Source organism: Kaistia granuli DSM 23481 (assembly GCF_000380505.1).
Taxonomy (GTDB): Bacteria; Pseudomonadota; Alphaproteobacteria; order Rhizobiales; family Kaistiaceae; genus Kaistia; species Kaistia granuli.
This window is the reverse complement of sequence record NZ_AQYH01000005.1, coordinates 379,086-396,348: the sequence shown is the minus strand read 5'-3', so window position 1 is coordinate 396,348 and position 17,263 is coordinate 379,086. Positions and strand designations below refer to the sequence as shown.

General features: G+C 66.0%; 15 protein-coding genes. 10 read left to right on the top strand and 5 right to left on the bottom strand.

All coding sequences use genetic code 11. The features are described 5' to 3' along the window. Positions 1-86 precede the first annotated feature (86 nt). Positions 87-1,028 (top strand): IS481 family transposase, encoded by a 942-nt coding sequence (locus G342_RS0107530; protein WP_026304223.1) that lies wholly within the window; start codon positions 87-89, stop codon positions 1,026-1,028. 117 nt (positions 1,029-1,145) lie between these two features. On the opposite strand, the gene G342_RS0107525 is transcribed toward G342_RS0107530, so the two are convergent. Beyond that, positions 1,146-2,645: a CoA-acylating methylmalonate-semialdehyde dehydrogenase gene (locus G342_RS0107525; RefSeq protein ID WP_026304222.1), complete on the bottom strand. Its 1,500-nt coding sequence runs from the start codon at positions 2,643-2,645 to the stop codon at positions 1,146-1,148. 105 nt (positions 2,646-2,750) lie between these two features. Between G342_RS0107525 and G342_RS0107520 the strand changes: the two genes are divergently transcribed. Further along, complete coding sequence (locus tag G342_RS0107520; RefSeq protein ID WP_018182508.1) at positions 2,751-3,638, top strand: LysR family transcriptional regulator; 888 nt, start codon at positions 2,751-2,753, stop codon at positions 3,636-3,638. A 484-nt stretch (positions 3,639-4,122) separates the two neighbouring features. After that, a complete protein-coding gene (locus tag G342_RS0107515; RefSeq protein ID WP_018182507.1) occupies positions 4,123-4,929 on the top strand; it encodes a sulfite exporter TauE/SafE family protein in 807 nt (268 codons plus the stop codon). Positions 4,930-4,981: 52 nt separating this feature from the next. On the opposite strand, the gene G342_RS0107510 is transcribed toward G342_RS0107515, so the two are convergent. Next, positions 4,982-5,509, bottom strand: a complete 528-nt coding sequence (locus G342_RS0107510; RefSeq protein ID WP_018182506.1) for a DUF6428 family protein — start codon at positions 5,507-5,509, stop codon at positions 4,982-4,984. A 47-nt stretch (positions 5,510-5,556) separates the two neighbouring features. Between G342_RS0107510 and G342_RS0107505 the strand changes: the two genes are divergently transcribed. The 6 genes from G342_RS0107505 to arsH all read left to right on the top strand — a co-directional run bounded on the left by G342_RS0107505 (position 5,557) and on the right by arsH (position 9,666). Beyond that, positions 5,557-5,892 carry an ArsR/SmtB family transcription factor gene (locus G342_RS0107505; protein WP_018182505.1) on the top strand — a complete coding sequence of 112 codons (336 nt, stop codon included), beginning with the start codon at positions 5,557-5,559 and terminating at the stop codon, positions 5,890-5,892. Between the two features lie 16 nt (positions 5,893-5,908). Then, positions 5,909-6,436, top strand: a complete 528-nt coding sequence (locus G342_RS0107500) for an arsenate reductase ArsC (protein ID WP_018182504.1) — start codon at positions 5,909-5,911, stop codon at positions 6,434-6,436. Positions 6,437-6,442: 6 nt separating this feature from the next. Next, complete coding sequence (gene arsC, locus G342_RS25635) at positions 6,443-7,270, top strand: arsenate reductase (glutaredoxin) (protein WP_018182503.1); 828 nt, start codon at positions 6,443-6,445, stop codon at positions 7,268-7,270. Between the two features lie 10 nt (positions 7,271-7,280). Continuing rightward, on the top strand, positions 7,281-8,378 hold the full coding sequence (gene arsB, locus G342_RS0107490) for an ACR3 family arsenite efflux transporter (protein WP_018182502.1): 1,098 nt from the start codon (positions 7,281-7,283) through the stop codon (positions 8,376-8,378). 81 nt (positions 8,379-8,459) lie between these two features. Continuing rightward, on the top strand, positions 8,460-8,867 hold the full coding sequence (locus G342_RS0107485) for an OsmC family protein (protein WP_018182501.1): 408 nt from the start codon (positions 8,460-8,462) through the stop codon (positions 8,865-8,867). 82 nt (positions 8,868-8,949) lie between these two features. Then, a complete protein-coding gene (gene arsH, locus G342_RS0107480; RefSeq protein WP_018182500.1) occupies positions 8,950-9,666 on the top strand; it encodes an arsenical resistance protein ArsH in 717 nt (238 codons plus the stop codon). Between the two features lie 141 nt (positions 9,667-9,807). Here arsH and G342_RS0107475 read toward each other — a convergent pair whose 3' ends face one another. From G342_RS0107475 to G342_RS0107465, 3 genes are read right to left on the bottom strand one after another with little or no spacing between them, the layout of a single operon-like run. Further along, entirely contained in the window at positions 9,808-10,500 is a 693-nt protein-coding gene (locus G342_RS0107475) for a peptidoglycan-binding protein (RefSeq protein WP_018182499.1), read from the bottom strand. Positions 10,501-10,555: 55 nt separating this feature from the next. Next, positions 10,556-12,187 carry a ComEC/Rec2 family competence protein gene (locus tag G342_RS0107470; protein ID WP_018182498.1) on the bottom strand — a complete coding sequence of 544 codons (1,632 nt, stop codon included), beginning with the start codon at positions 12,185-12,187 and terminating at the stop codon, positions 10,556-10,558. A 10-nt stretch (positions 12,188-12,197) separates the two neighbouring features. Continuing rightward, positions 12,198-15,839, bottom strand: coding sequence for a S8 family serine peptidase (locus G342_RS0107465; protein ID WP_018182497.1), 3,642 nt, complete (start codon positions 15,837-15,839; stop codon positions 12,198-12,200). A 343-nt stretch (positions 15,840-16,182) separates the two neighbouring features. Between G342_RS0107465 and G342_RS0107460 the strand changes: the two genes are divergently transcribed. Further along, positions 16,183-17,205, top strand: coding sequence for a hypothetical protein (locus G342_RS0107460; protein WP_018182496.1), 1,023 nt, complete (start codon positions 16,183-16,185; stop codon positions 17,203-17,205). Positions 17,206-17,263: the final 58 nt, after the last annotated feature.

The window sequence follows — 17,263 nt, the reverse complement described above, 5'->3', positions numbered from 1 at the left end:
TGTCGAAGCTATGAAGGTTGTTCATCCGGGCCGGTGCTGAGAGGCTGGGGTTGCGACGCTCCAACGTCTGGCACCGGAGGCCCCGGATGAACGTGCACGAGAATGCGCGACTGACGCCTGTTGGTCGAGCCCTGATGGTCGATCGTATCGAACGTGGCGGCTGGTCGATGGCCAAGGCGGCGGAGGCCTTCGGGGTCTCGCGGCGCACGGTCGGCAAGTGGTTGGATCGGCATCGGCAGGGTGGGGCCCGAAGGTTTCACGACCGGAGTTCGGCGCCTCGTCGATGCCCGAGCAAGACCTCGGCGGAGATCGTCGAGCAAATCCAGTTGCTGCGGCGCCGGCGGATGACGGGGCCGGCCATCGCCAGGGCCCTGGACATGGCCCGCTCGACGGTGGGGTTGATCCTGCGCCGGCTGGGCTTGGGCAAACTATCCGCCCTGGATCCGAAGATCCCGGTGGTCCGTTACGAGCGCGGTGCGCCCGGCGAGATGATTCACCTGGACATCAAGAAGCTGGGCCGGTTCCATGTCGAGGGCCATCGCATCACCAACGACCGCCGCCTGGGCCGATCGAGGAAGGCCGGCTGGGACTTCCTGCATGTCTGCGTCGATGACGCCTCGCGCCTGGCCTACACCGAAATCTTGCCGTCGGAAGGCCAGCAGGACACGACCGCCTTTCTTGAACGCGCCGTCGCCTGGCTCCTCCGCCACGGCGTGACGGTCCAGCGGGTGATGACCGACAACGGCTCGGCCTATCGCTCCAAGCTCTTCGCCAAGGCCCTGCTGGCCGCCGGGGCCAGACACGTCCGCACGCGCCCCTACACGCCGCGCACCAACGGCAAGGCCGAGCGCTTCATCCAGACCAGCCTGCGCGAATGGGCCTACGGCCGCGCCTACACCTGCTCCGAGGAGCGCGCCCGCGCCATCGGCCCATGGACCGACAGCTACAACCGTGAACGACCCCACTCAGCCATCCAAGGTCTCACGCCTTGGCAGCGTGTGAACAACCTGCTTGGAAACGACAGCTAGGCAAGGGGCCAGCCCGTCAGCCGGAGCATCAATGGACAAGCCGCCATGCGGCTCGTCCCTTACTCTCAGACAACGGGAAGCCGTGCCCAGCCTTCGCGACGGGCACGGCCTAAGGGATCAGCGCATCGTCGGCATGACGAAGTCAGCACCGGCGCGGATGCCGGTCGGCCAGCGGCTGGTGATGGTCTTGAGCTTCGTATAGAAGCGCACGCCCTCCGGCCCGTGCATGTGATGGTCGCCGAACAGCGACGCCTTCCAGCCGCCGAACGAGTGGAATGCCATCGGCACAGGGATCGGCACGTTGATGCCGATCATGCCGACCTGGATCTGGTGCGCGAACTCGCGCGCCGCGTCGCCGTCGCGGGTGAAGATCGCGGTGCCGTTGCCGAACTCGTGCTCGTTGATCCACTTCGCGGCGGTCGCATAGTCCGGCGCACGGGCCACCGCCAGCACCGGGCCGAAGATCTCTTCCTTGTAGATCGTCATGTCCGTGGTGACGTTATCGAACAGCGTGCCGCCGATGAAATAGCCGTTCTCGTAGCCCTGGCGCTTGAAGTCGCGGCCATCGACGACGAGGGTCGCGCCTTCGGCGACGCCGGCATCGACATAGCCGCGCACCTTGGCGAGGTGCTGGGAGGTTACCAGCGGGCCCATCTCGGCCTCGGGATCCGTGCCGGGCCCGATATTGAGCGCGCGCACCTTCGGCTCCAGCTTGGCCATCAGCGCGTCGGCCGTCTTCCCGCCGATCGGAACCGCCACGGAAATCGCCATGCAGCGTTCGCCGGCCGAGCCATAGGCCGCGCCCATCAGCGCATCGACCGCCTGATCGAGATCGGCGTCCGGCATGATGATCATGTGGTTCTTGGCGCCGCCCAGCGCCTGGCAGCGCTTGCCGGTCCGGGCCGCCGTCTCATAGATGTAGCGGGCGATCGGCGTCGAACCGACGAAGCTGACGGCGGCGATGTCCGGGTCGGTCAGGATGGCGTCGACAGCCTCCTTATCGCCGTGCACGACGCTGAAGACGCCGTCCGGCAGGCCCGCCTCCTTCAGCCATTCGGCAACGAGAAGCGAGGCGGAGGGATCGCGTTCCGACGGCTTCAGGATGAAGCAGTTGCCGCAGGCGAGCGCGACCGGGAACATCCACATCGGCACCATCGCCGGAAAGTTGAACGGCGTGATGCCGGCGACGATGCCGAGCGGCTGCCGCAGCGAGTGGCTGTCGACGCGGGTGCCGACATTCTCGGTGACCTCGCCCTTCAGGAGCTGCGGCGCCGAGGTCGCGAACTCGACCACCTCCATGCCGCGCTGGATCTCGCCCTTGGCGTCGGAAAGCACCTTGCCATGCTCGGCGGTGATGACAGCCGCCAGCTCGTCGGTGCGTTCTTCGAGGATGCGGAGGAACTTGTTCAGGATGCGGGCGCGGCGCAGAGGCGTGGTGGCGACCCAGCCGGGTAGCGCACTCTTGGCGGCGCCGACCGCCGCGCGCACTTCTTCGGTCGAGGCGAGCGGCACCAGTCCGGTCTGTTCGCCCGTCGCCGGGTTATAGACAGGCGCTGTCCGGCCGCTTCGTCCGGCAACCATGTTGCCGCCGATGAAATGGGAAATCAGGCTCGGCATTTCGCCCTCCACAAGCCGGTTTCGATACCGTGCTTATGAGCTTCGCAGAATTGCACAGCAATCTCGCCAATTGCGCTTCCGATGTGCAGAAAATATAGTCCCCCTATGGATTGGGATCGCGTTCGCATCTTTCTCGCCGTGGCGCGCACCGGCCAATTGGCGGGCGCGGCGAAACGGCTCGGGCTGAACCACGCCACTGTCGGCCGCCAGCTGACCGCGCTGGAGGAGGAGCTCTCGACCAAGCTGGTCGAGCGGCAGCCGCATGGCAGCGTCCTCACCCCCGCCGGCGAAGCCCTGCTGGCGACGGCGGAACGGGTCGAGTCCGAATTCCTGCAGCTCGAGGCGGAGCTTTCCGGCACGACGCAGGCGATCAGCGGCCCCGTCCGCGTCGGGGCGCCGGACGGGCTCGGCAATTATTTCCTGGCGCGGGCGCTGGGCGGCATGGCGGCGCGCTATCCCGGTCTCGTCATCCAGTTGGTGCCGCTGCCCAGAACCTTCTCGCTGTCGCGCCGCGAGGCCGACATCGTCATCACGCTCGATCGGCCCAAGCAGGGGCGCATGCTGGTGCAGAAGCTCACCGACTACACGCTCAGCGTCTACGCGTCAGAGAGCTATCTGGCCGAAACGGGTCCGATCGAGCGCGAGGCGGATCTGGCCGGACGGCTGTTCGTCACGCATGTCGAGGATTTCGTCTACAGCCGCGCCCTCGACTATGCCGATCGCCTGGGCCAGCTGATGCATCGCCGTTTCGAGTGCGGCAGTGTGATGGGGCAGATGGAAGCCGTGCGCGCCGGCCACGGCATCGGCATCCTGCACGACTACGCGGCGCAGGGTTTCCCCGAGCTGAAACGCCTGCTCCCGGCGATCCGCTTCACACGCAACTATTGGCTGATATCCCATCCGGACACGCACCGGCTTCGCCGCGTCGCCGAAGTGCAACGCCACATCGTCGCCAGCGTCCGCGCGGCGCGGCGCACGTTCGAGGCCGAGTAGCGCGGGCGCAACGGGCCCCGACACCGAACGATGCGAAGCCATGCCGTAGGTCACCCAAAGCCGCGCGTTGGCGAACACGATTCCAGGCCATCCTGAGTCCAAAGGTCGGGCGGTTGAACCGTCCATCGCCACGCAGTGCCGGAAATACGTACTGGAGACAAAAATCACTCCAATCGCTGCGTTTTGATCCGCTTGACGCCCTTTGCCGGATTGCTTGCTACCAGCGACCTGACCCTGTCCCTTCCCGCTTCGACAGAATGGGGCGACGACACAAACAATCGCACTGCAGAGGTCAGGGGGTTCGATTCCCCTTGGCTCCACCAGCTTCCGGGCTTGATCAAAAAACTAACAAAGACCAATAACTTAACTTCCGGCGCCATAGCGCTGCGTACCCGATTGCCCACCCCACCAAATCGGCTGCTGCAGCGAACCAGAATGGCCAAGATCCGCTTAGGCGAGAGCGTTCGGTGTGCGATAGGACATCATGGACCAGCGCGCGAACCGGCCCTTAACCCGCAACCCCCTCGCCGCCTTCGGCTGGGGCACTGCGATCGGAATGCTCGGAGGGCTCATCGGACTGGGCGGGGCCGAGTTTCGTCTCCCCGTGCTGATTAGCGTTTTCCGCTTTGGTGCACTGGAAGCGGTCATCCTCAACAAGGCCATGAGCTTGGTGGTGGTGGCCGCTGCCCTGATCTTCCGTACCGGCGCGGTGCCCTTTGAAGAGGTCGCGGCCCACTGGCCGATTGTCGTCAATCTTCTAGGCGGCAGCCTGTTCGGCGCTTGGTTCGGTGCGGGTTGGGCAACCAAGCTGCGGTCGAGTTCCCTGTACCGGGTGATATCGATCCTGCTGGTGCTTATCGCCGCCGTGTTGCTGCTGGGTCATGATGCGACGACTGGAGCCCCTCTCTTCAGCGGAGCCGCACAGCTCATCGCGGGTCTGATTGCCGGGTTCGCCATCGGGGTGGTCGCTTCGCTCCTCGGCGTGGCGGGAGGAGAGCTGCTCATTCCGACCCTGGTCCTGCTGTTCGGAGCGGACATCAAGCTCGCGGGCAGCCTATCTCTCGCGGTAAGCCTGCCCACCATGCTGGTCGGCTTTACCCGGTACAGCAGGGATCAAAGCTTCGCGGTGCTCGGGCGCTCGCGCAGGTTCCTTGTCGTCATGGCCGCGGGATCAATCGCGGGTGCCTTCATCGGTGGGCACTTGCTCGGCATCGTTCCGGGCGCGGTCCTTCTGCCGGGCCTCGCTGCCATCCTGCTCGTCTCCGCGTTCAAGATGTGGCGTCACGCGTAGCGCGACATGCGAGCGCGACGATCTCAGCTGGGTGCAACGAGGCTTGTCAGGCTTAGCAGCAGCCCGAACCAGCCTTCGGAGATGGGCTGCAGCACTGGGTGGGCGCTGCCCGCATTTCGGCCCGATGCCTGGGCTTGCAGATGACGGAGCGGTCCGTAAGTCGGAGCGTTGCCTGTCCCGCAAGGACTTCAAGCGCGCCGACATCGAAAACCTGCATCGGCTCGCCAGAAGGCCCGACTTCGAAGGTGAGCCGCGCATCAGCATCCAGCTCGATCCGGGACGCCACCTTGTCCAGGATTGCCGTCAGCTTCGCGGCCGTCATCGGAGAGGCTCCCTCCGCTAGTTCGGCGTCCTCAACCTGCAAGATCACCTCCCGCCACTGGTCGGGATTGCCGCCGCAGTCGAGCGTCACGAACGACGCAGCCTTCACCTCCGTCACGTGATAGCCGAGCTGGCTGATGCGGCCGGCATATTCGAGGCGGAGCGGTTCAGCCCCACAGCTCTGAAGGGCCGCTTTGACAGAGGGGACCGACGCGTCGCCACCAAAGTCATAGCGGTTTGGGGTTGCCTGCAGGGTCATGATCCGGTATCCATCATTTCAACATCTCTTGAGAGGTTGATATAAAAATGGACGAGACGCAAGCCCTGAGTGCCTTCGCGGCGCTGTCGCAGGAGACAAGGCTGCAGATCGTTCGGCTGCTGGTGAAGGCCGGGCCAACGGGACTGGCGGCCGGCGTCATCGGCGAGGCAGTCGGCGCTTCGTCGTCCAAGGCATCGTTCCACCTGAGCCATCTGGAACAGGCGGGGCTGATTTCGTCCCGTCGCGAGTCCCGCTCGATCATCTACAGCGCCGCCTATCCGGCCCTGGCCGGCCTGGTCGGGTTCCTGATGCGCGACTGCTGCCAGGGCCACCCCGAAGTGTGCGAGCCCGCGGTCGCCTCCCTCTCGACATGCAACTGCTAGCCAGAAAGACGAAGACATGACGGACCGGATCTACAATGTCCTGTTCCTCTGCACGGGCAACTCGGCGCGCTCGATCCTTGCTGAGTCCATTCTCGACAAGGACGGCGCGGGCCGTTTCAGGGCCTTCTCGGCCGGCAGTCAGCCCAAGGGCACCGTCAATCCGTTCGCGCTTCGTGCGTTGGAGAGCTTCGGCTATCCCGCCGAGGGCTTCCGCTCGAAGCCTTGGGATGAATTCGCCGTGCCCGGCGCTCCGACAATGGACTTCGTGTTCACCGTCTGCGACAGCGCCGCTGGCGAGGCCTGCCCGGTTTGGCCGGGGCAGCCCATGACTGCGCATTGGGGTATCGAAGACCCTGCGGCCGTGGTGGGTAGCGACTACGAAAGGGAGAGGGCCTTCGTCACAGCCTTCCGACTGCTGAAGACACGGATCTCCCTGTTCACGTCGCTGCCCTTCAAGAGCCTCGACACCATCGCGCTGGGAGCGAAGCTCTCCGAAATCGGCCAGATCGAGGGTGCCAGCTCGCCCCGAGAGATCGGAGCCTAGGCGTCCATGACCTTCGTCATCTACCACAACCCCGATTGCGGCACGTCGCGCAACACGCTCGCCCTGCTACGCAGCGCCGGTGTCGAACCTCACGTCGTCGAATACCTGAAGACCCCGCCGAGCCGCGCGGAGCTGGCTGAGCTGCTCCGCCGCATGGGGCTCCCCGTGCGCGATGTGATCCGCCAGAAGGGCACGCCCTATGCCGCGCTCGGGCTCGATGATCCCCACGTAAGCGACGACGCCCTTCTCGACACGATGGTCGCACATCCCATCCTGATCAACCGGCCCATCGTCGTCAGTCCGGATGGCGTAAGGCTGTGTCGACCTTCCGACATCGTGCTCGACCTGCTCCCGCCCAACGACACGGCCGGCCTCCTCAAGGAAGAGGGCGTGCCCTTCCTTCGGGACGAGCGCATCCTGGCGAACGACCCTGACTTGCTTTCCAGCCTCCGGGCCGCCGGGCTTCCCACCGACGACCTGTGCGAGCCGGGGCGAACCTTCTTCGCCTACCGGACGCCGGCTGGTGATCTCATCGGCTATGGCGGCTACGAAGCGCTCGGTGAGAACGCGCTGCTCCGATCAATTGTCGTCCTGCCGGAGCGGCGCGCCAAGGCGCTCGGTCGCAATCTGGTCGCGCTGCTGCAGCGTCGCGCCTTTGACGAAGGGGCCCGCCGCGCGTGGGTGCTCACGAGCTCAGCCGCGCCCTTCTTCGAGAAGGTCGGCTTCAAGCCGGTCTCGCGCGGCGATGCGCCCGCCACCGTCGTCGCGACCCGTCAGGCCAGCAGCCTGTGCCCGGCTGACGCTGCCCTCCTCGCCCGCACCATCCGTCTCTAGAGGCTTCCCCGTGTCCATTTTCGAACGCTACCTCACGCTGTGGGTAGCCCTCTGCATCGTCGCCGGCATTGCCCTCGGTCATCTCCTGCCGGGCGTCTTCCATGCCATCGGCGCGGCCGAAATCGCCAAGGTGAACCTGCCGGTCGCCATCCTGATCTGGCTCATGGTCATCCCCATGCTGCTCCGAATCGACTTCGGGGCGCTCGGGCAGGTCGGCCGGCACTGGCGCGGCATCGGCGTTACCCTGTTCATCAACTGGGCGATCAAGCCGTTCTCGATGGCGCTGCTCGGCTGGCTGTTCATCGGCTGGCTGTTCCGCCCGCTCCTGCCCGCCGACCAGATCGACAGCTACATCGCCGGCCTGATCATCCTCGCGGCAGCCCCCTGTACCGCCATGGTGTTCGTCTGGTCGAACCTGACCAAGGGCGAGCCGCTGTTCACGCTGTCGCAGGTTGCGCTCAACGACGCCATCATGATCGTCGCCTTCGCGCCCATCGTCGGCCTCCTGCTCGGGCTGTCGGCCATCACCGTGCCTTGGGGCACGCTGCTGCTCTCGGTCGGGCTCTACATCGTCGTGCCCGTCCTCATCGCCCAGATCATCCGCCGCCGGGTGATCTCCTCGGGCGGAGAAGCCGCGCTGGCGCGGGTCCTGCGCAAGCTCGGCCCGGTATCTCTGGTCGCGCTGCTTACGACGCTGGTGCTGCTGTTCGGCTTCCAGGGCGAACAGATCATCGCGCAGCCGCTGATCATCGCGCTGCTCGCCGTTCCCATCCTGATCCAGGTCTATTTCAACGCGGGCCTCGCCTACATCCTGAACCGGGCCACGGGCGAAGCGCATTGCGTCGCCGGCCCCTCCGCCTTGATCGGCGCCTCCAACTTCTTCGAGCTGGCCGTTGCCGCTGCCATCAGCCTGTTCGGCTTCCATTCAGGGGCGGCGCTCGCGACCGTCGTCGGCGTCCTGATCGAGGTGCCCGTGATGCTCTCCGTCGTCTGGATCGTGAACCGGTCGAAGGGCTGGTACGAGCGCGGGGCTGCAGTCCAACTTGTGGCGGGTGCCTCGAAGACTATCCAGTTTCCTGAGCGGTCCACGGAAGGCACCCGAACATGAACGGAACTGGCCGCCATGCCAGCCGATCCGACGCCTGCGTCTTGTCCGGGACCGAACCCGTCGCCTAAAGGGACTGCAAGAATGCTTGAATATGACGTCTCCGCTCGCCGCATCGATAGCTACGGGTCGGAAGCCACAACGAAGGAAGCGCGGATCACTCTCGATACCTGCCTCGCCGGGCGGGCGGATGCCTTCAACCCGGCCGAGATGCTGCTGGCCAGTCTCGCTGCCTGTATCCTGAAGGGCACAGAGCGGGTCATCCCGATGCTTCAATTCGACCTACGCGGCATCGAGGTTAGCCTGCATGGTGTGCGCCAGGACGCTCCGCCAAAAATGCTACGCATTGCCTATGAGATCGTGGTCGACACAGACGAAACCGACCAGCGGATAGACCTGCTACACCGCAACCTGCAGAAATACGGCACGATCTACAACACGCTGGCCGAAGCCACGGACCTTGTCGGCAGTATCCGCCGCAAGGAGATCTGATGACCAACGATCACGATCACACACTGCCCGCCACGGCGCACAGATCGCGCTTGGTCCGCCCCAATCTTGAGGAGAAGCGGACATGATCCCCGCACTGCCCAACGTCGCCGCCGAATTGCTCGACCCGCCCGAGGCCGGCAAGCTGCGAGCACCGGCCTCCACGCATCGCCCGCGCATCCTCCTGCTCTACGGCTCGCTGCGGGAACGCTCCTACAGCCGGTTCCTGACGCTGGAAGCGGAGCGGCTGCTGCAGCACTTCGGTGCCGAAACGCGGGTCTTCGATCCGCACGGCCTGCCGCTGCCGGACGCCACGGCCGCCGACCACCCGAAGGTCAAGGAACTGCGTGAACTGGCGTTGTGGTCGGAGGGTCAGGTCTGGACCAGCCCGGAGCGTCACGGCGCGATGAGCGCGGTGATGAAGGCGCAGATCGACTGGATCCCGCTTTCGGTTGGCGCCGTCCGACCGACGCAGGGTCGCACCCTCGCCGTCATGCAGGTATCCGGCGGCTCGCAATCCTTCAATGCCGTCAACCAGCTGCGCGTGCTCGGGCGCTGGATGCGCATGGTCACCATCCCGAACCAGTCCTCGGTCGCCAAGGCCTATCAGGAGTTCGACGAGGCCGGCCGCATGAGGCCATCGAGCTACTATGATCGGGTCGTCGACGTGATGGAGGAACTGGTCAAGTTCACGCTGCTGACGCGCGACGTCTCACCCTACCTGACCGACCGCTACAGCGAGCGCAAAGAGGCCGCCGAAGCGCTGGAAGCCCGGCTCTCGCTCGCCGCCGCCGTGCGCTGATCTCTGCCGATCCGGGGGCCAGCCAGCGCGCGCCGTGAAGCCAGGGCGACGGCCGACAGGCCCCTGCCTGGCGCCCGGCAGATCCGGAAGCGCCGGCTCTGGCAGGCGCTTCCGAACAGTCCGCACCGGCTCAATCCCTGCCTAGAGCCGGGCAGCCTGGACGTGCATCCAGTCGAAGTTCCGCGAGCGGCCGAGGCTGACCCAGCCCTCCTCCTCCCAGAAGCTCCAGAAGTCGGCGGCATCCGGTCGGGCCAGTCGCGACCGCTCCTTGTCCCATTTCAGCTGGTTGCGGTCGGGATCGAAGTCGATGGCGATGCCCCAGGAATGCATGCTGTAGCCGGAGCCGCCGCGCATCTTGCGCACGTTCAGCGATCCGCCGAACAGATCGAGCCCCATATCCTTGCGCTGTGCCTCGTTGTAGCGGCTGGCGATCTTGGCGAAGGCCCGCGCGGCGCTGTCATGCACCTTCTCGTGTACCGATATGCTGCGCACGACGACGCCCTTGTCCCAGGCGAGCCGCATCGGATAGGGCAACGCCAGCCTCGTCTGGAACAGGCCGACGCCACCATAGTGGCGCATGCAGTCGACCTGCTTCGGCCAGGCTTCGGCAGCGCTCGGCTCGGCAACGGGCGCGACGGCATCTTCCGTCTCGTTGGCGTCGTCCGGAAACAGCGCGGCGGAGGTATTGGGCCCGACCCTGCCGTCGGCGGATAGCCCATTGGCGATCTGAAATGCCTTGATGGCCTTCACGGTCTTCGAACCGCTCTTGCCGTCCAGCTCGCCGGGATCAAAGCCCAGTTCCTTGAGCCGCTTCTGGATGTCCAGGGTCGTCATGCCATGCCTCCCCTCAACGGACGCGTCGCCTCGACGCATCAAACTGTCCCACCTTTCAGCGCGGCGGAAACCGCAGCTCGAGATAGAGATCGGTCTCGATCAGCCGATCCCCGAAGGCCTTGAAATCCTGTTCCGGGAAATCCGGGTTGCTGACTTCCGAAAGCGCCACCCGGCCCTTGGTCCGTTCCGTCAGCGCATCGAGAATGCCCTGCAGCGGCATCCGGTCCCAATGCTTCATCCGCGCCGTCGGCCGGTCGACGGGAATGAAGGCGACCAGATCGCCACTGGTCATCCGCTCGATGCCCCTCGACTTCATCGTCGCATTGTGACTGCCGTGATGGCCGCCCTTGTAGAAGACGGCGCGGGCGAAGAGATCCGGAACCGTGACGGTGCGCCGGCCGATTTTCCAGCTGAGCGCGTCCCAGGAAAGCCAGTTGCCGGCCTGGGCATCGCCGACAAACAGGAATACCGGGCCGCCATCGCCAAGCTCGATCGCCAGCACGAGACTGGTGTTGTTGGTGGCGCCATCCAGCTGCAGGGCGAATTCCGGCGCCATGTCGAGCCAGCTGGTGTCGATCCGGCGCCAGCTCTGATCAACCCGGATCGTGCCGGGCTCCGTGCGGGTGACGGTCCTGGCGAATCCCGGCGACGCGAAGGTCAGCTCGGTGGCGCGCTCGCCGAAATAGTGTTTGGCGAAGAAGGCATCGGTCGCGTCGACCGGACCGCCGACGCTCGTCTCGATCGCCTTGGCGGCCGCGTCGAGATCCTTCAGCGTCGCGCCGCGGACGCTGGCGTCGAAAGGCTGCAGCACATCGTCCCAATCGGCGCTGTCGGTTCTACCGCGCAACGGACTGGCGCCGAAGAAGGCGTCGGCCGCCGGTCCGGCCGTAAAGGCATGATAGGTTTCGTCACGATCATCGGCGCGCCGGATCGCACTTGCATTTTCCGGCGGCCCGAGAGGATAGATACGCAGGCCCGGCAGATCGGCCGAGGACCAGGGTGCCTCGCCCGGTTTCCAGTAGCGCACCGGCTTCTGCGACAGCGAGCGGGCCACGGCCATGGCCGAGCCGGTCTTGCCGCCAACGGCCGCCGCCCCGAACAGGCCGGGGCCTTCCAGGCCGAAGAAGCCGAGGATCGCCGCGATCCCGTCGGCCGTGCGCTGCATCGGCTCGCTTTGCTGCGGCGGCGCCGCGGCCACGGCGGATCCGAGCGCCAGGCCGACGGCTTTCAATCCCTCGATAGTATCCTTCCGCTCCCTGGCAAGCTGCCGGGCGAGCTCATTGCCCGGATCCTCGGTCCAGGCAAACCAGACCTCGCCGATGGAAAGCTTGCCCGCCTGCTGCTTCTGGTCGCCGGGACAGAACAGTTCTTTCGCCTGATCGAAGCCGGAAACATGATCCCAATGCTCATGCGTCACCACCAGCACATCGACGAAACCGCCGGCCCCCGGCTTCCGCTCCGTTGTCCGGATGATGTCGGCGACGACGGCCTGCATCTTCGGCTCGGGATCCTTGGTTCCGACGATGACACCGCAATCGATCATCAGCCAGAACGGCGCGCCGTCGGGCCGGGGCAAGCGCACCAGGAAACAATCGCCGAGCCCTTGCCGATACATGCGGACCCGGATGCCCTCCTCGTCCGCCGGCGGGGGTGACGCCGCATCTGTCTTCCGCGCGGTCTTCGCCATCCCGGCCTCCTCAATGGCCCCAATGCAGCAAGGCGAACGGTTCGGCCGACTCCTCGGCGCCATCGCCGCCGAAATAGAGTTGCATGCCGTCCGATTGCGCCCGCCCGGACATGAATTCGCGGGCTGCCTTCAACCGCTCCTCGCTCCAGGGCGATTTCCAGACCGCGTAGCGGATCGGATCCTTCTCGGCTTCCGCGCTCATCACCAGCGTGACGCCGGAGCGGAAGACGAGCTGGTTCTCGGCCGTGTCGGGACCTTGCGGATCGAGCTTGACGATCCGCTTCTGGGTGATGACAGCGATGATGTCGCGCTGGACCTGGCCATCGAACGAGATCCGTCGCGCCGGCCGCACGGAATGCACCTCGAACGGCATGCGGACGCCATCCGGGCCGGCCGAGCGATCGAGCTTCAGATAGGCGGCGGCGGTATCGCTGAGATTGGCCTCCAGCCAGTCATGCAGGAGCTTGCCGGCCTGATTGGCGGTAGAATAGGCCTCGAGCCGATCAATCTTGCGCGACCACACCAGCGGCAGCGTCCTCAGCCTTTCGACGAGGCCGGTCGGCTGGTCGGCCGGACGGCCCCAGCGCAAGGTCTCCGTCGAGACCGACCGGATGCCGATCGGATAGATGCGCCGCGCGCGGAACGATTCCATGAAGGCGACGCGATAGCCGTAGGTATCGTCGGGAAGCAGGTCGGAATCGGCCGTGATCAGGGCGCGCAGATAGTCCGAGAAGCAGAGATCGACCGGCGGGCAATAGTCGAGCGCGCGAATGCAGATATCGAGCACGTGTCCGGCCGCCTTCGTCGCCTCGCCGGCCAGCCGCTCGACGAGATCGGGGTGAAGTTCGCGCCGCGTGCCGCGGTCGCCGATGCCGGCGAGACGCAGCAGATCGGCGGTCCGGTTGCGGACGATCCGGATATAGGCGTCGAATACGGCCGCCACGAGCACGGCACCACGCTGATGCGGCTCCGTCTCGGTGTCGTAATTGGTCACGGCGGGGTCCGATCCCAGCGCATCACGGAGCGCCGCCGCGCGACCGAGACCTTCGCCGAACTGCCGCGCCAGCTGGCCGAGCGAACTGCGCGACAGGTCGCCGCGCGAGGCCTGGATCTCATGGCGCAGCAATTCCGTCAGCGAGAAGCGCTGGAACAGCGCCACGATGTCGGCAAAGGCTTCGTGAAAGGCGAGCACGTCGAGATTGGTCGCCTCCTGATAGCGGCGATGGATGCCGTCGAGCAGCGCATGCGTCGTCTCATGCGCGATGATGTCCTGCGACAGGCAGGTGAAGATCGTCTCGCCCGGCTCGGTACGGTTCCCGATCTTGCGCGATTCCGGGAAATAGCCGAACAGCAGCGCCAGCTTAGCCGGGCTGTAATAGGCATTCGCCTGGCGCAGCGCGTGCGGATAGATGCGCAGCCGCCGGACGAAGCCCCGCTCGAACCAGGCGGCCACCGGCCCGGCTCCCTGGCTCACCGGACCGGCAGACCGCTTGCCATCCTCCCAATAGCGCGGTTTCGGCGCCCAGAGCGCGACCCGGCCCAACGCCAGCTCGAACCGGTTGATGGTGCGCATCGCCACCGCATAGACCATCTGCTGATGGAACTGCGGATCGGCGACGGAGGGGGCGAGCCCCCCGTCGGCCACGACATAGCGATCGTCGAGATCGACCGGGCGATAGGCGAGACCACTCGCCGGGTCGACATCGATCACCGCCACATATTCGCCGACCGGTCCGGGCTCGATATTGCCGGAGGCCGGCTCCCACGGGACCTCGACCGTCGCCTCGCTGACCTCCAGCGAGGCGAGACGGTTGGCGGCTAGCGGATCGGTCGCATAGATCCGGAGCCGGCGGGCTTTCGGCGGCGGTTGCACCGTGCTCGCCGCCACGATGGCGACGTCGGGCGGTTCCGGCAGCGAGCGACCGAGAGCGGCGGGAGCTGGCGGTTTCGGGCCGGCACCGGGGATCTGGTTGCGCGGCCGGGTGCCGACAGCCGCCTCCAGATAGGAGCGCAGCGAGCCGGAGAGCACTTCGTATTCCAGCAGGATCTGGGCTATGCGCTGCGCCGTCGCCGGGTCGGCCGTCTGCAGATCGGGGAATTCGGCTGTGACCCGCGCCGAGCGGGCGGCGATCTGCGTCGCCTCGAGCGCCAGGCCGGCGAAGGCCGGGTCGGGCGCCAGCGCCCGGCCGAACAGCAAGTCGGCAAAGGGGAACCAGGCGCTGTCGCGCGGGGTCTGCACCAGTTCGCGCGCCGGGACCGGCTCGCTCGCCAGCATCGTATCGGCCTTGACGACGCCGCGCCCGAACCAGGGATGCGGCTGCGCCGCCGTGCCGCCGCCGGCGGCGGTGTCGAACAGCGCCCTGCGCACCATCTCGACCCGCATCCAGCCCCGGATGCCCGCCGCATCGAGCGCCAGCTTGTGCTTCTGCAGCCAGAGCGCCGCCGCCGCGGCGACCTGCGGCGTGGCACTGGACGTGCCGGTACCGTGCCGGGCAATGACATTCTGGCAGCCCAAGATTGGCCAGGGGATGTTGGGCGTGTAGGCGGCGACCGCCGTGCCCATCTTGCTGGGCGGTCCATAGCAGCCTTCCATCTCGCCGAGGCCGAGATCGGCATAGGGCTTGCCATTCGACATGATCCCGCAGGCAGCGACGACGCGCTGGAAACGCGCCGGCCAGACGATCTGGCGCATTGGAAGGCCGTTATAGTGGTTGCCCGCCGCGCAGACGAGCACCACACCCGCCTCGTAGGCGGCGTTGACCGCGTCCGCCCAGGCCTGCGACGGCCAGCCGCCCATGCTCATCGACACGACATCCGCGCCGATCTGGCGGGCATAGTCGAGCCCCTGCGCGACGGTGCTGGTCCGGATATGGGCGACGAAATTGGCAATTCGCACTGGCACGATCGTGGCGTCAGGCGCGCCGCCGATCGGACCGATCGCCATCGCTTCCGGCGGCAGCGCCGAAGCGGGCGCCCGCCCGGCCAGGATGCCGATCGTCCCGGTGCCATGCCCGAGCGTGTGCAGCAGGCTCTGCGGATCGATCGGATCGGTGGCGTCGTTGGGCCGGTCCTCGTCGTAGAAATTGCGCTGCCGCGCGACGTCGATGTGCTTCGGGCGCGCGGCGTGGTGCGGGTCATAGCCGGTATCCAGATGGGCGATCGTCACGGGGGCGGGCGTGGAGCCGATCCCTTCGCGGGCCTTGCCGAGCTGGCCGAACTCGATATCGAGATGCCAGCCGAAATGCGGTGGCGGCGGCGCCGAGGCTTGCGGGACACCCGGATCGCAGCGATCCTCGCCGCTGGCACCCAGCTCCCTGTCATGCGGTTCCGGCCAGTAGTCATTCTGGAGGATGTCGGGCTCGACGACGAGCGCGTTGGTCTCGCGCGCCAGTCGATGCGCCACGTCCCAGTCGCTGAGGCCGCTCCACTGCGCCAGCGCCTGCGGCTCGTCCTTGACCTGGGTGATGAACCATTTCGCCGCCGCCGCGTCGGCGATGCCCTGCCCGGCGCCCGCCTTCGGCGGCGTCGCGAAGAGCGGCTGCAACGTCACTTCGGCACCGACGATGGTCAGGGATTGCGCGGCCAGGGAATGGGCGGTCTCGCTAGACAGCTTGACGAGAAATCGACGAGACCCGTTCTGAACCTCGACCATGACGCTTCCCCCAGGGAGCTATCGCCATCGTGTCTGCATTCACACTCAAGAACTCTTCCATCGCGTAGCGAACCAACAATGAAGCATGGCGCCGCACGTCAGACAAGCTACAGAGCTTAAAATTAGATCCTACCGGATGCCGCCTTTTTCTGGCCGCATCGTCATGGCCGTCACAACAAATGCGAATTCTGCTAAAATAGACTCGATCGACCCGCCAATTGAACTAGCTAAGCGGCGACGCTCAGGCAAAACCATTCGATAAATTTCCGTCAATCCTAACGCCCACCGCTATTTATACGAAAGATCGGCCAAACCTCCGCAACGTCAACCGTGGAGATTCACTATGAAGCCAATCGGGCGCCGATCCATCGCTGCGGTAGCAGCGCTGGCGCTTGCGGGCATCGTCTCGGAGGCGTCGGCGGACTGCGTGTCCAATGTCAGCGTCGAACCCGGCAGAATCGCGGAGATCGGCCGCGTCGACGGCAAGGTCTTCATCGTCGACACCCAGCCAGCCAAGGGCACGTTGCTCACCACCAAGGAAGGCGCCTCCAGTGTGCTGCAATACAGAGCCAACAATGTAGCGACGCCGACATCCGACATCGCCGTATGCGAAATACAGGGAATGCCCCGCGCGAACGTCACGGTGTCGATCCAGTCCGCCGCCTCCGGCACCGACCTCTACAGCGAGGTGGCAAAGACGCTGGTGCTGCTGTTCGCGCTGGCGGTGATCCTTGAATCCGCGCTCGCCGCCCTGTTCCGCTGGCGGCCCTTTGTCGAGATCCTCAATCCCCGCGCCGTTCGTCCCCTCGTCGCCGTCATCCTCGCCTGGACCTTCGTGCGCTATTTCGATCTCGACATCGTGACGGCGCTCGTCAACGCGGCCAAGCCGGACAACCCGAAACCAATCAACATTCCCGGCCAGCTGCTGACCGCCCTGGTGCTCGCTGGCGGCAGCAGCGGCATCAACTCGCTGCTGGTCGGGCTCGGCTTCCGGCAAGTCAGCACGCCGGAAAACACTCAGCCAAGGCCGCCGCCGGACAAGGCCTGGATTGCCGTCAAGGCGCGCCGGAAGGCGGGAACCACCGGCGACATCCAGGTGCTGATCGGAGCGGATCGGCAAGTCGGCGCCACGGCGGAACCGGCGCTGGCCGGCATCATCAAGGGATCGAGCCAAGGCGGCCTACTTTCCTATTTCACACGGGATCTCGGCCGTTTTCCCAATTATGGCGGCTACGAGGTCAAGGCGGGGACGGAATTGCGCGTGCTCCTGCGCGCCGGCACCCAGAGCGGACAGACCGTGGAAGCCGTCTGGGGGCCGCATGTTCCCGCGCCGGGCGCGATCCTCGATCTCGACATGGAAATCTGAGGGTCGAGCCGCCCGCCGATCGCGGGTCGACGCGCAGGGCAGGACCGGAATGCCCCTC

Excerpts from the sequence above, each read along its gene's own strand:
- G342_RS0107530 (WP_026304223.1), top strand. The coding sequence starts at position 87 with ATGAACGTGCACGAGAATGCGCGACTGACGCCTGTTGGTCGAGCCCTG.
- G342_RS0107525 (WP_026304222.1), bottom strand. The coding sequence starts at position 2,645 with ATGCCGAGCCTGATTTCCCATTTCATCGGCGGCAACATGGTTGCCGGA.
- G342_RS0107520 (WP_018182508.1), top strand. The coding sequence starts at position 2,751 with ATGGATTGGGATCGCGTTCGCATCTTTCTCGCCGTGGCGCGCACCGGC.
- G342_RS0107515 (WP_018182507.1), top strand. The coding sequence starts at position 4,123 with ATGGACCAGCGCGCGAACCGGCCCTTAACCCGCAACCCCCTCGCCGCC.
- G342_RS0107510 (WP_018182506.1), bottom strand. The coding sequence starts at position 5,509 with ATGACCCTGCAGGCAACCCCAAACCGCTATGACTTTGGTGGCGACGCG.
- G342_RS0107505 (WP_018182505.1), top strand. The coding sequence starts at position 5,557 with ATGGACGAGACGCAAGCCCTGAGTGCCTTCGCGGCGCTGTCGCAGGAG.
- G342_RS0107500 (WP_018182504.1), top strand. The coding sequence starts at position 5,909 with ATGACGGACCGGATCTACAATGTCCTGTTCCTCTGCACGGGCAACTCG.
- arsC (WP_018182503.1), top strand. The coding sequence starts at position 6,443 with ATGACCTTCGTCATCTACCACAACCCCGATTGCGGCACGTCGCGCAAC.
- G342_RS0107485 (WP_018182501.1), top strand. The coding sequence starts at position 8,460 with ATGCTTGAATATGACGTCTCCGCTCGCCGCATCGATAGCTACGGGTCG.
- arsH (WP_018182500.1), top strand. The coding sequence starts at position 8,950 with ATGATCCCCGCACTGCCCAACGTCGCCGCCGAATTGCTCGACCCGCCC.
- G342_RS0107475 (WP_018182499.1), bottom strand. The coding sequence starts at position 10,500 with ATGACGACCCTGGACATCCAGAAGCGGCTCAAGGAACTGGGCTTTGAT.
- G342_RS0107470 (WP_018182498.1), bottom strand. The coding sequence starts at position 12,187 with ATGGCGAAGACCGCGCGGAAGACAGATGCGGCGTCACCCCCGCCGGCG.
- G342_RS0107465 (WP_018182497.1), bottom strand. The coding sequence starts at position 15,839 with ATGGTCGAGGTTCAGAACGGGTCTCGTCGATTTCTCGTCAAGCTGTCT.
- G342_RS0107460 (WP_018182496.1), top strand. The coding sequence starts at position 16,183 with ATGAAGCCAATCGGGCGCCGATCCATCGCTGCGGTAGCAGCGCTGGCG.